The organism is Euzebya pacifica (genome assembly GCF_003344865.1).
Lineage (GTDB): Bacteria > Actinomycetota > Nitriliruptoria > Euzebyales > Euzebyaceae > Euzebya > Euzebya pacifica.
In genome coordinates, this window is record NZ_CP031165.1 from 5,584,053 (window position 1) to 5,597,285 (window position 13,233).

General features: G+C 71.3%; 7 protein-coding genes. 6 read left to right on the plus strand and 1 reads right to left on the minus strand.

Annotation, left to right across the window (positions count from 1 at the left end):
• Positions 1-6: 6 nt before the first annotated feature.
• Complete coding sequence (locus DVS28_RS24210) at positions 7-1,077, plus strand: RNA polymerase sigma factor (protein ID WP_114593750.1); 1,071 nt, start codon at positions 7-9, stop codon at positions 1,075-1,077.
• 118 nt (positions 1,078-1,195) lie between these two features.
• Entirely contained in the window at positions 1,196-1,780 is a 585-nt protein-coding gene (locus tag DVS28_RS24215; protein WP_114593751.1) for a sigma-70 family RNA polymerase sigma factor, read from the plus strand.
• Between the two features lie 7 nt (positions 1,781-1,787).
• Here DVS28_RS24215 and DVS28_RS24220 read toward each other — a convergent pair whose 3' ends face one another.
• On the minus strand, positions 1,788-3,461 hold the full coding sequence (locus DVS28_RS24220) for an aminotransferase class V-fold PLP-dependent enzyme (RefSeq protein ID WP_114593752.1): 1,674 nt from the start codon (positions 3,459-3,461) through the stop codon (positions 1,788-1,790).
• Between the two features lie 143 nt (positions 3,462-3,604).
• Between DVS28_RS24220 and DVS28_RS24225 the strand changes: the two genes are divergently transcribed.
• From DVS28_RS24225 to icmF, 4 genes are all read left to right on the plus strand, one after another.
• Positions 3,605-5,869 (plus strand): cell wall-binding repeat-containing protein, encoded by a 2,265-nt coding sequence (locus DVS28_RS24225; RefSeq protein WP_164710978.1) that lies wholly within the window; start codon positions 3,605-3,607, stop codon positions 5,867-5,869.
• A gap of 56 nt (positions 5,870-5,925) precedes the next feature.
• Positions 5,926-8,733 (plus strand): CocE/NonD family hydrolase, encoded by a 2,808-nt coding sequence (locus tag DVS28_RS24230; RefSeq protein WP_114593754.1) that lies wholly within the window; start codon positions 5,926-5,928, stop codon positions 8,731-8,733.
• A 47-nt stretch (positions 8,734-8,780) separates the two neighbouring features.
• Complete coding sequence (locus DVS28_RS24235) at positions 8,781-9,896, plus strand: AI-2E family transporter (protein ID WP_114593755.1); 1,116 nt, start codon at positions 8,781-8,783, stop codon at positions 9,894-9,896.
• Positions 9,897-9,996: 100 nt separating this feature from the next.
• Positions 9,997-13,227 (plus strand): fused isobutyryl-CoA mutase/GTPase IcmF, encoded by a 3,231-nt coding sequence (gene icmF / locus DVS28_RS24240; protein WP_216826271.1) that lies wholly within the window; start codon positions 9,997-9,999, stop codon positions 13,225-13,227.
• The last annotated feature ends 6 nt before the right edge of the window (positions 13,228-13,233 follow it).

Sequence of the window (13,233 nt, forward strand, 5' to 3'; positions counted from 1 at the left end):
ACCTCGGTGACCGCCCTTCTCCCGCCGCAGCGGGGCTCCACCTTCGCCGAGGCGCTCCTGGGTGATCAGGACGCGCTCGACGAGCTGCTCCGACGGCACCGCGCGTCCGTCGAGGCGGTGTGCTTCCGGCGCCTGCGCTCGCGCACCGACGCCGAGGACGCGGTGCAGGAGACCATGGTGCGGGGGATGCGGTCACTGCAGCACGTCGATGACCCGGCACGGCTGAAGAGCTACCTGTGCCGCATCGCCGAACGCGTCTGCCTCGACATGCTTCGGGCCGGCGCCAAGGCGATGCCCTACGTGGTGGAGGACGTGCTCGACAGCTCCGACGGCACCGACGAGCCCGAGACGGTGGCGCTCGAGCGCGAGCGGGCCCGGCTGGTCCACGAGACCCTTCGTGCCCTCAGCGAACGGCAGGCCACGGCCCTGTGGATGCGCGACGCCCTCGGCGAACCGGTCCCGGTCGTCGCCGAACGGCTCGGTGTCACCGAAGGATCCGCGCGGGTCCTGCTGACGCGCGCCAGGGCCAAGATGCGCGATGGCTGGGCCAAGGTGGCCGCGTTGCTCCCCGGCGCCGGCATCAAGTTCCCGGTGTTCGCCGCGAAGGCCGCCCACGTCGGCCCGCTGGCCATCCCGGCCGCCGTTCCGGCGCTGGTGCTGGTCGCGGTCGTGGCCGCCATCACCCCGGCGGCCTTCGACGCCCTGCAGGACGGGGACGACCAGTCGATCCGCATGTCCTCCGGCAGCGTCGCCACCAAGGGCGACGCCACCCGGCCCTCGGCGCCCATGGAGTTCGGGTCGACCCCGACCCCGACCACGGACGTCCTGGTGACCAGCACGCCACCCAGCACGTCCTCCGTTGGGGGATCCACGGCGCCGTCGCCGTCGTCGGGGCAGGCGCGACCGGCGGTCGATGTCGGCGTCGCGTCGGTCGGACGCGAACCCGACACCGGAGAGGACGACCCGGTCACCGTCGGCGACGCCGATCTGCTGGAGGTCGGGGCCGGACTCGGTGAACAGGTCGAGGCGTTCGTCCAGGAGACGGGCCTCCCGGATCTGCTCGGCGGCGGCCGCTGACCCCCCTCCGCACCTCGGGGAAGTTTTTCGTGCCGGGGTGTTAACACCGTGACGTCTCGTCCGTCTACCCACCAGCAGCGCACCGTGCGTTGTGGATGGACTCGGACGGACCGGCACAGTGACCACGAGCACCCACACGTCCCACGACGACCTTGCCGTGGCGGCCCGGGCTGGCGACGACCACGCGTTCAGGCTGCTGGTGGAGCGCTTCCGTCCGATGGTGCGGGCCATGGCCCGGGAGCGGTTCATCCCCGGTGGCGACCACGACGACCTGGTGCAGGAGGGCATGGTCGGCCTGTGGCACGCCATCCGTGACTTCAACCCCGCCGCCGGCCCGTTCGGCCCCTTCGCCCGCCTGTGCGTCGACCGGCAGATGTGGGCGGCGGTGACCAAGGCGAACCGCTATCGCCATCGGGTCCTGCACGATGCGTCGGTCTACGAGGACTGGATGGACATCGCGGTCTCCGAGGAGGACCCGGCGGTCATCAACGACTCGCTGGAGTCCGTGGAGATGCTGCAGCGCCACATCCGCGCCACCCTCAGCGACCTGGAGACCCAGGTCCTGCAGATGTACGCAGCCGGCGCGTCCTACGACGACATCGCCGACCGGCTCGCGATGCACCGCAAGCGCATCGACAACGCGCTGCAGCGTGCCCGCCGCAAGATCGCGGAGTACCGCGAACGCGACCTCGTCGCCGTCTGACCCGCGGTCAGGCCAGCTCTGCCGGCAACGGGAACCAGCGAAGGTCCTCGAAGTCGGCGGTCACCTCGGGCCATCCGGGGTCGGTCACCGTCGGCCCTCGGTCGAGGATCTCCTCGGCGGTCCGCAGGTGGGACGACAGGTCGACCTCACCCGTCGGCGCAGGGGCGCGATGTGCCGGCGCGAAGCCGTCCGGGCCGATCACCAGGTCGGTCAGCCGCTCCACACCTCGGTCATCGGCAGCACGGTGCCGCCACAGCCCCGTGCGGGCGTCGAAGCGGTAGTCGGGCAGCAGCGCCGCGCCGCGGTCGGCGACGAGCTCGACCGCCGACAGGACGTAGTCGAACTCGGCCTCGTCGATGAAGTAGTTGAAGTTGACCCGGACCCAGCCGGGCTTGATGCCCTCACAGCCCGTGCCGATCTCGCGTTCGAACGCACGCGAGGTGTCCAGGTCGATGCCGAGCAGCCGGTGCCCGTAGGGGCCTGCACACGAGCAGCCGCCACGTGACTGGATGCCGAACAGGTCGTTGAGCAACGCCACGACGTAGTTGTGGTGCAAGTAGCGGCCGGCCTCGCCGTGGCGGACCACGAAGGAGACGATCGACAGCCGTTCGTGCTCACGGTTGCCCAGGATCTCGATGCGAGGGTGGGCACACCAGCGGTCGATGGCGCGGGTGATGAAGGCGGTCTCGCGACGGCGGATCTCCTCCGCCCCGACGGCGTCCTTGAGGGCGAACACCAGGCCGGCACGGATGGCCCCGACGATGTCGGGGGTACCCCCCTCCTCGCGGTGCTCGATGTCGTCGAGGTAGTGGTGGTCGTCGGGGTTGACGTACCAGACCGTCCCGCCGCCGGGCACCCCCGGGACACGGTTGGTGAACAGGTCCTTGCGGGCCACGAGCAACCCGGGCGTGCCGGGCCCACCGACCAGCTTGTGCGGCGAGATCACGATCGCGTCGAAGTAGTGGTCGGAGTCACCGTCGTCGGGCGCCACGTCGATGGGCACGTAGGGCGCGGCGGCCGCGAAGTCCCAGAACGACAGCGCGCCGTGCTGGTGCAGCAACCGGCTGATGGCCCTGGTGTCGGAGGTGATGCCGGTCACGTTGGACGCGGCGGAGAACGAGCCGATCTTCAGCGGCCGATCGGCATGGTCGATCAGGGCCTTCTCGAGGTCGGCCAGGTCGATGCCGCCGTCGAGGTCCTCGTGGATGGTGACGACGTCGGCGACCGACTCGCGCCACGGCAGGTCGTTGGAATGGTGCTCGAACGGGCCGATGAAGACGACCGGTCGCTCCTCCGGGGCGATCTCGACCCGGTCGGCCCACTGCTCGGGGATGCGCAGGCCGAGCACGGTGACCAGGCGGTCGATCGCGCCGGTCGAGCCCGAGCCACAGAACAGCACCGCGTGCTCGTCGGTTGCCCCGACGCAACGACGGATGATCTCGCGGGCGTCCTCGCGGAAGCGGGTCGTCTGCAGGCCGGTGCCGGAGGACTCGGTGTGGGTGTTGGCGTACTTCGGCAGGACGTGTTCACGGATGGCGTCCTCGACGAGGTCCAGCGCACGCCCCGAGGCGGTGTAGTCGGCGTACACGACGGGTCGGCCCCCGTAGGGCCCGATGACCGTTTCGTCGCGTCCGATGACGCCGTCCCGGATGCGCGCAACCAGCGCTGCCTTGTCAGCCATGGCCGAAGGGTATCGGCCTCGGTGCTGCGCCGGCGCCGGCGTGGCAGCCGCATCACTCAACGCACTGTGAGAGATGGGTCACGCAACGAAGTAGTCCGTGAATCCACTTCACGGCGTGGCGGAGTCTGCGAGGGTCAGTCGACATGACCAGAGTCACTTCAGTCCTCGTGTCCACGCTCGCGCTGCTGCTCGGCCTGCTCGCCGCACCCGCCGTCGCCCAGACGCCCGAGCCCCCCGACTACGTCATCGCCGACCCCGCCTTCGAGGCCCTGCCCGGCGCCGAGGCGTTCGCCGGCACCATCGACACCGACGGCGCCGAGCACGCCTACCGCATCGAGGTGCCCGACGACTGGAACGGCACCCTCGTGCTGTACGCCCACGGCTTCGTCGGCCCCCAGCAGGAGGAACTGGTCGTCCAGGACCCGCCGCTGCGTCCGTTGTTCGTGCAGCAGGGCATCGCCTGGGCCGCCTCCAGCTACGCCGCCAACGGCTACGTCATCGACGGCCCCGTCGACCAGACCCAGGACCTCGCCGACCGCTTCGCCGAGTTGACCGGCGGCGACGCGCCCACCGCCACGATCATCCACGGGTTCTCCATGGGCGGGCACATCACCGGTGTCGCGCTGGAGCGCTACCCCGACGCCTACGTGGGTGCCCTGCCCGCCTGCGGCGTGATGGGCGATGTCGAGCTGTTCGAGTACTTCACCGACGTCAACCTCGTCGCCGGTGCCCTGGCGGGTGTCGAGGTGCCCGTGCCGGGTGGCCTGCCGTTCCTCGGCGGCCCCGCCCAGCAGATCTCCGCGGCACTCGGGCTGCAGACCGGCCTGGCCACACCTGCAGGTGTGCAGTACGCCGATGTCGTGGAGGCGCTCAGCGGCGGCGAGCGACCCACCTTCGAGGAGTCCCTGACCTTCTGGAACACCCTCGCCGCCGTCGACCTCGACGGTGAGGACGGTGACGCCCCGACGGTGCCGTTCCTGCAGGCCCTCTACGGCAACGCCCTGTCGGCGGGCATCCCCACCCCCGTCGGGGTCGAAGGCGTCTACGACAACGCCGGGACCATCTACGGGTTCCCCAACGCCACCAGCGCCGAGCCGTCCCCCCAGGAGCAGGCCCTCAACGCCGCCGTGGCCAGGGTGACCAACGACGGCGAGGCCCCGTTCCCGACCATCGACGGCACGCCGCAGGTGCCCACCCTGTCGTTGCACACCACCGGCGACCTGTTCGTGCCGCTCCTCAACCAGGTCGTCTACGCCGAGGAGGTCGAGGCGAACGGCCTGTCGGACAACCTCGTCCAGCGGACCGTCCGGGCTCCGGGCCACTGCGACTTCACCGCCGAGGAGCTCGGCGGCGCGTTCGTGGACCTGCTGACGTGGATCCAGACCGGCACGGCACCCGCAGGCGAGGCCCTGATCGACCCGGCGGTCCGCGCCGACCGGTCGCTTGGCTGCGCGTTCACCTCCGAGACGCGGGCGGGCATGCCTCCCTGCGAGGTCCCGGTCGCCGACGTCCTCCTCGGCGGCGACCCGGTGGCCACCGCCATCGCGGTCACGTCGGCGCGCACATCGGCGACCACCGCGGTGCTGGCCCGGTCCGACGCCTACGCCGACGCGCTGACCGGATCGGCGCTGGCAGGTGCCCTCGGTGCACCGCTCCTGCTGAACCCCGTCGAGTCGCTGGACCCGACCGTCCTGGCCGAGCTCCAGCGCCTCGGCGTCACCGACGTCGTGCTCCTCGGTGGGACCGCGGCCCTGTCCGCAGCGGTCGAGCAGGCCCTGGGCGACGCCGACATCCAGACCAGCCGGGTGGCGGGCACCAACCGCTTCGGCACCGCCGGGGCGGTGGCTGGCGCGATCGCCGAGGCCACCGGCACGCCCACCGACGTGTTCGTCGCCGACGGCGGGGACTTCCCCGACGCGGTCGGCGTCGCGGGCCTGGCCGCCTTCCTCGGGCAGCCGATCCTGCTGGTGGAGACCGACCGGATGCCGACGGAGACCACCGAGGCGATGGCCGCCCTCGGCGGTCCCGCGGTGACCGTCCTCGGCGGCGTGGACGCGGTGTCGGCCGAGGTGGCCGGCGACGCCCCCCGCCTGGCCGGCGACACCCGGTACGGCACGTCGGCGGCGGTGATCGACGCCTCCCGCAACGCCGGCCTGCGGATCAACCAGCCGTGGGTCGCGACCGGCGAGACCTTCGCCGACGCGCTCGTGGCCGGCCCTGCCGCCGCCGCGGCGGGACAGGTCATGGTGCTCGTCGACGGCGGTGACCTGGAGGCGTCCGCGGAGACGACCGCGGTGCTCGAGGGCCTGTCCGGGCTGGCCCAGGGGCTGACGGTCGTGACCTCCGGCGAGGTGAGCGACGGTGCCATCATCGCGCTGGAGACGGCGGTGCGTCCGGGGGAGGGCTGACGTACGACTCGGCAGGGACCGCGAGGGACGACCGGCCGCGGGACTAGGATCCGCAGATGCCGAAGAGCCGAATCCTCGCTGTCCTTGCCGTGCTCGGCTGCCTGTCGGGCCTGACGGCGCCTGCGGTCGCCCAGGACGACCCCCAGGCCTACGACCGCACGCCGGGGATGCTGGAGACCACCACCGGTCCCGACGAGACCTACCCGGTCACCCTCGACCACGACGTGTGGGTCCCCGAGGGCGCGTCGGCCGCCGATCCGCGGCCGGCGATGGTGATCGCCCACGGGTTCGGCAACAGCAAGGACGTCGGCGAGGTCACCACCCTGGCGGCGTTCTTCGCCGGCAAGGGCTACGTGGTGATCTCCAGCACCCACCAGGGCTTCGGCCAGTCGAGCGGCTGTGTGGCGCTGGACTCGGTGGACTACGACGCGCGCAACGTCAGCCGCTTGATCGACCTGCTCGCCGCCCGCGACGACGTGCTGATGGACGCCCCGGGCGACCCGCGCGTCGGGATGGCCGGCGGCTCCTACGGCGGCGGTCACCAGGGCCTGGTCGCCGCCACCGACCCGCGCCTGGACGCGATCGCGCCGGCCCGTACGTGGAACTCCCTGCAGTTCTCGCTGGTGCCCAACAACCTGATCGGCGACGGCGGCACCTTCGAGCTCGAGCACTACGAGCAGGGGGTCTTCAAGTCGACGTGGTCGACGTTGTTCACCACGGTCGCGGCGACCCAGCCGGCGATGGGCAACGGCGGCTGTGACCCGGTGACCCAGCAGACGCTGTACCCGGGACAGGCGCCCTGCCCGGGTTTCGATCCCATGGTGTGCCCGATCTTCGCGAGCCTGTCCACCACCGGTGACGTGACCGCCGAGCAGCGGGCGTTCGTCGCCAGGTCCAGCGTCGCGAACTTCACGGACGACGTGACGGTGCCGGTGCTGCTGACCCAGGGCCAGTCCGACACGTTGTTCACCCCGGTGGAGGCGACCGCGACGTTCGAGGCCCTCCGGGCAGCCGGCAACGACGACGTGTTCATGCTGTGGAACTGGGGCGGCCACGGGTACGCACCACGGCCGGGCGAGGGCGAGCCGTACAGCAGCGCCTACGACGACTCCGCGGAGGCCCAGGAGGCCTTCCGGGCGACGACGTACGCGAACCGGATCGGCCGCTTCTTCGACCACTACCTGCGCGGGGTCGGCCACCCCGGTCCGCGGTTCAGCGTCTTCCGGGACTGGGTCGACTACACCGTCCCGACGGTGGACGACCGTCCCGTCGGCAACGCCGACGCCGCCTACGCCACCCTCGGACGTGGGCCCGCCGAACCCGGATTCGCCGGTGGCGCGGGCACCAGCTACCTGCTGACCGACGACGGGCTCGTCCCGATCGGTGCGGGACCACGCACCGTCGACGCTCCGGTCCTGTCCGCCTCGATCCTCAACCCGCCCAACGGCGTCCCGGCCGCGCACTCCGAGACCCCCAACTTCACCGGGGAGGGGCAGCCGGGCGCCGGCCGGCCACCCTCGGAGGTCCCCGGGCAGCACGTCGCGCTGGACACGCCGCCGTTCACGGCCCCCGCCGACGTGGTGGGCATCCCGACGCTTCGCCTCCACGTCGCCAACAGCAACGGCCAGGACGCCGTGCTGTTCACCAAGCTCTACGACGTGGGCCCCGACGGCACCGCCACGCTGATCAAGCGCATGGTCGCCGCCAGCCGCATCCCCGCGGACCGGCTGCCCGGCGCGGTCGAGGTCCGGCTGCCCGCCGTCGTCCACCGCTTCGAGACCGGGCACGTGGCCCGGTTGGTCGTGGCGACCACCGACGACAGCTACCGCAACGCGCCGGTCGCCGACCGGATCGCCCTGACCACCACCGGGGAGGATCCCGCCGTGCTGCGCCTGCCGCTCGTCGGCGGCGACACCGTCGGACGCATCGCTGGCCCCGACCGGGTGGCCACCGCCGTCGCCCTGTCCCAGGAGGCGTTCGGCGAGGGCCGCGAGGCCGTCCTGGTCAACGCCGACGCGTTCCCCGATGCGCTGACCGCCGGACCGCTGGCGGCCACCCTCGAAGGTCCCACCCTGCTGACGTCCGGCGCGGCGCTCGACCCGCGGGTCGCCGACGACCTGCGCCGGCTGGGCGTCGACCGTGTCCACCTCGTCGGCGGCACGGGCGTGCTCGGCGACGCCGTGCGCGCCTCCCTGGAGGACATGGGCATCGAGGTCGTGCGACTGGCCGGCAGCAACCGCATCACCACGGCCGGTGTCGTGGCCGACCGCATGGCGGCCTTCGGCGGCGGCCCGGCTGCCACGGCGATCGTGGCCCGGGCCGACGACTTCGCCGACGCCCTGGCCGCGGGCGGGCTGGCCGTGGTGGGCGGTGGAGCCGCCGACCGATCCCCTGTCCCGATCCTGCTGGTCGACGACGCCAGCGCGGGCGAGGTGGCCCGCATCGTGCAACGAACCACCGTCGCCGACGCCCCCCTCGTCGTGGCCGGTGGCGAGCAGGCCGTCTCCACCGCGGCCGCCGACGGGCTCGGCCGTGCCGTGCAACGGCTGGCCGGGGCCGACCGGTACCAGACGGCCGTCGCCCTGGCCGCGGCAGCCACCCGCGCCGGGGCCAGCCTCGACGTGCTCCTCCTCGCCTCGGGTGAACGATTCCCCGATGCCCTTGCGGGGGTGCCGGCCGCCGCAGCCATGGGCGGGCTCGTGCTGATCGTGCCGCCGGACGGACTGGAGGACTCCTCCTCGGGCGCCGGGTTCCTCCGGGCCAGCGCGGCCGTCGCCGACCGGGCCGCCCTGGTGGGCGGCGCCGCCGTGCTGCCCGAGGAGCTGCGCAGCAGCATCGCCCCGCTGCTGGTCGCCATCGAGTGACGCCAGTCGGGTTTGGACCCCCGGCGAATGGACATCGTCAGTCGGTCATGACGACCGCCGACCGCCCGCTGTGGCAGGACCGCTTTCCACCCATCGGGTACTGGGTGAAGGTCGCTGCGCTCGTGCTGCTGCTGGTGATCGCCATCCGCATGCTGGCGATCCTGCAGGGCCTGCTGATCGTCCTCGCGGCCTCGGCGGTCCTGGCCATCGGCCTGCAACCGACGATCTCGTGGCTCGAGAAGCGGGGTCTCCCCCGCGGTCTGGCGATGACGGTGATCATCGCCGTCGGCATCGTCGCCACCGGCGCCGCCCTGTTCCTGATCGTGCCCGTCGTAGTGGACCAGGTCGGCACGCTCGTCGAGACACTCCCGGAGTACGTGCAGGGGTTGGAGGAGGACAGCCCGTTCATCGCCGACCTGACGGCACGGATCGACCCGATGGCGCAGGTGGGCTCCGCGGTCGGACAGCTGCCCGACGGGGCGATGAGCGCCGTCGGTGGGGTCTTCTCCGCGATCTTCGACCTGCTCCTCGTCCTGACGCTGACGCCCTACTTCGCGATGTCGCTGCCCCGCATCAAGCGCTGGGGCGTACGCCTGCTGGTGCGTGAGGACCGGGAGGGGTTCCTCCGCCTGCTGAACCGTTCGACCGACCTGATGGCCAACTACATCGCCGGGAACCTGCTGGTCAGCGCCATCGCCGGCGTCGTGGCCTGGATCGCGTTGACCGCCATCGGCGTGCCCTACGCCGCGGCGCTCGCCGTCTTCATCGCCCTGACCGACATGGTCCCCGCCGTCGGTGCCACCGTGGGGGCGGCCGCCGCCGTCGGCGTGGCCCTCACCCAGGGCGTCGGCCAGGCCCTCCTCACCGGCGCGGTCCTGCTCACCTACCAGCAGGTCGAGAACTACGTCATCGTGCCCCGGGTCATGCGCGACGCCATCGACGTCTCGCCGGCCATCGGCATCGTCGCGCTGCTGATCGGCGGCACCCTCGCCGGGCCCGTCGGGGCGCTGCTCGCGCTGCCGGTCGCCGCCATGGTCCGCGTGCTGCTGGAGGAGTTCGTGCTCAAGGAACGCATGCGCACGGTCAGGCAGGCCGATGCCGAGGAGGAGCGCAACGGCGGTCGCCGTCGACCGCGCGGCATCCGCGAACGCGTCCTTCCCTGATCGGCCCCCACCCCTCCAGGTGACCCCCTTCACAGATTTGCTTGGATATCCTAGTATCGGACATCCAACCGCTCTGTCCCCTTCCCACGCTGGAGCCGCAGTGAGCACCGAGTCGACCCTGCACGTCCCCACCAACCCCGTCCGGATCGTGACCGCCGGGTCGCTGTTCGACGGACACGACGCCGCCATCAACATCATGCGGCGCCTGCTGCAGTCACAGGGGGCCGAGGTCATCCACCTCGGGCACGACCGCTCCGTCGCCGAGGTCGTCACCGCCGCCATCCAGGAGGACGCCCAGGGTGTGGCGGTCAGCTCCTACCAGGGCGGCCACGTGGAGTACTTCACCTACCTGCGCGAGCTGCTCGACGAGAAGGGCGCCGGCCACGTCCGCGTCTACGGCGGTGGCGGCGGGACGATCGTGCCGGCCGAGATCGAGCTGCTGCACTCCCGTGGGATCGACCGCATCTTCTCCCCGGGTGACGGCCAAGAGCTGGGGTTGCCGGGGATGATCAACCAGATCATCCGCACCTGCGACGTGTCCCTCTCCGATGGCGACGAACCGAGCGCCGACGCGGTGCAGACCGGCGACGAGACCGCCATCGGCCGGCTGATCACCCGCCTGCAGGACGGACAGGTCCCTGCATGGCTGGGCGAAGCCGCCGCGGCCCGGACGGTGCCGGTCCTTGGTATCACCGGCACGGGCGGCGCCGGCAAGTCCTCGCTGACCGACGAGCTGGTCCGTCGCATCCGGCGGGACCACGAGGACAAGCTGCGGGTGGCCGTCCTGGCGATCGACCCCTCCCGTCGTCGCGGCGGCGGTGCGCTGCTGGGTGACCGCATCCGCATGAACACCGTCGAGCCGGGCCTGGTGTTCTTCCGCTCGCTGGCGACCCGCACGCCGGGTGCGGAGGTGCCCGACAACCTCGACGCGGTCATCGACGCCTGCAAGGCCGGCGGCTTCGACCTGGTCATCGTCGAGACCCCCGGCATCGGGCAGGGCAACGCCGCCATCACCGACCACGTCGACGTGTCGATGTACGTGATGACGCCCGAGTTCGGTGCGGCCAGCCAGCTGGAGAAGATCGACATGCTCGACTTCGCCGACCTGGTGGCGATCAACAAGTTCGAGCGGCGCGGGGCCGAGGACGCCATGCGTGACGTCGCCCGGCAGATGGTCCGCAACCGCCAGGCGTTCGGCACGCCGTGGGAGGAGATGCCGGTCTTCGGCACCTCCGCCGCCCGCTTCGACGACGACGGCGTCACCGCGCTGTACCAGGAGCTGAAGGCGCTGCTGACCCCGAAGGGGCTGCCCGAGGGCGGCGGGGCGCTGCCACGCGTGGACGTCCGCCACTCCTCCCACCTGTCGGTCATCGTGCCGGGCGAACGCGAGCGCTACCTGGCCGACATCGCCGCCACGGTGCGGGAATACCACGCAACCACCGAAGAGCAGGCCCAGCTGGCGGGCAAGCTGCAGGCCGCCCAGCGAACCAGCCGGATGCTCGAGGCCGGCGAGGCCGCAGAGGCCGTGGACAACCTCGTCGATGACCTCGAGGGGCAGCTGGATCCCGAGGTCCACGCGCTGCTGGACTCGTGGACGCAGACCGTCGAGGACTACTCCGGCGAGGAGATCACCTTCTCCGTCCGTGGCAAGCAGATCAGCGCCCCCGCCACCCGCGAGACCCTCTCGGGCTCCAGGGTCCGCCGGGTCGCCCTGCCCCGCACGACGGAGAAGGCCGAACAGGTCCGGTTCCTGCGCCGCGAGAACCTGCCGGGCCACTTCCCCTACACCGCCGGCGTGTTCCCGCTGAAGCGCGACGGCGAGGCCCCGGCCCGCATGTTCGCCGGTGAGGGCGACCCGTTCCGCACCAACCGTCGCTTCCACCTGCTCGCCGAGGGCCAGCCGGCCACCCGCCTGTCCACGGCGTTCGACTCCGTCACCCTCTACGGCCGTGACCCCGACGAACGTCCCGACATCTACGGCAAGGTCGGCACCTCCGGTGTGTCGATCGCGACGCTGGACGACATGAAGGAGCTCTACAAGGGCTTCGACCTGTGCGACCCCACCACGTCGGTGTCGATGACGATCAACGGGCCGGCCCCGACGATCCTGGCGTTCTTCCTCAACACCGCACTGGACCAGCAGGTCGACCGGTTCGTGGAGAAGGAGGGCCGCCAGCCCACGGAGGAGGAGATGGTGGGCATCCGCGCCCACACCTTCTCCAGCGTCCGCGGGACGGTCCAGGCCGACATCCTCAAGGAGGACCAGGGCCAGAACACCTGCATCTTCTCCACCGAGTTCAGCCTGCGCTGCATGGCCGACATCCAGGAGTGGTTCATCGACCACGACGTCCGCAACTTCTACTCGGTGTCGATCAGCGGGTACCACATCGCCGAGGCGGGGGCGAACCCCATCAGCCAGCTGGCGTTCACGCTGTCCAACGGCTTCACCTACGTCGAGTCCTACCTGGCCCGCGGCATGGACATCGACGACTTCGCGCCCAACCTGTCGTTCTTCTTCTCCAACGGCATGGACGCGGAGTACACGGTGCTCGGCCGTGTTGCCCGCCGGATCTGGGCCGTGGCGATGAAGGAGCGCTACGGCGCCAACGACCGGTCGCAGAAGCTGAAGTACCACGTGCAGACCTCGGGCCGGTCGCTGCATGCCCAGGAGATGCACTTCAACGACATCCGCACGACGCTGCAGGCGCTGTGCGCGATCTACGACAACACCAACTCGCTGCACACCAACGCCTACGACGAGGCGATCACGACCCCCACGACGGAGTCGGTGCGCCGGGCGCTGGCCATCCAGATGATCATCGACCAGGAGTGGGGCCTGGCGAAGAACGAGAACCCGCTGCAGGGCTCCTACATCGTCGACGAGCTGACCGACCTGGTCGAGGAGGCCGTGCTCAAGGAGTTCGAGGCCATCTCCAACCGTGGCGGCGTGCTGGGCGCGATGGAGACCGGCTACCAGCGCGGCAAGATCCAGGACGAGTCGATGAAGTACGAGCACCGCAAGCACGACGGCTCGTTGCCCATCATCGGCGTCAACACCTTCCTGCCGCCCAAGGGCGAGGAGGAGGACCTGCCGGAGGTCGAGCTCGCCCGAGCGACGGAGGAGGAGAAGTCCTCGCAGCTGCGTCGCGTGCAGGAATGGACGACCAAGCACCGGTCGGAGGCCGACGCGGCGCTGGCCCGCCTGCAGGAGGTCGCCACGACCGACGGCAACACCTTCGATGCGCTGATGGACGCGGCACGGGTGTGCTCGCTCGGCCAGATCACCGAGGCGTTCTTCGAGGTCGGCGGCCAGTACCGGCGCAACGTCTAGGCCGGC

Coding starts and splice junctions, on each gene's coding strand:
- DVS28_RS24225 (WP_164710978.1), top strand. CDS start 3,605: ATGACCAGAGTCACTTCAGTCCTCGTGTCCACGCTCGCGCTGCTGCTC.
- DVS28_RS24230 (WP_114593754.1), top strand. CDS start 5,926: ATGCCGAAGAGCCGAATCCTCGCTGTCCTTGCCGTGCTCGGCTGCCTG.
- DVS28_RS24235 (WP_114593755.1), top strand. CDS start 8,781: ATGACGACCGCCGACCGCCCGCTGTGGCAGGACCGCTTTCCACCCATC.
- DVS28_RS24220 (WP_114593752.1), bottom strand. CDS start 3,461: ATGGCTGACAAGGCAGCGCTGGTTGCGCGCATCCGGGACGGCGTCATC.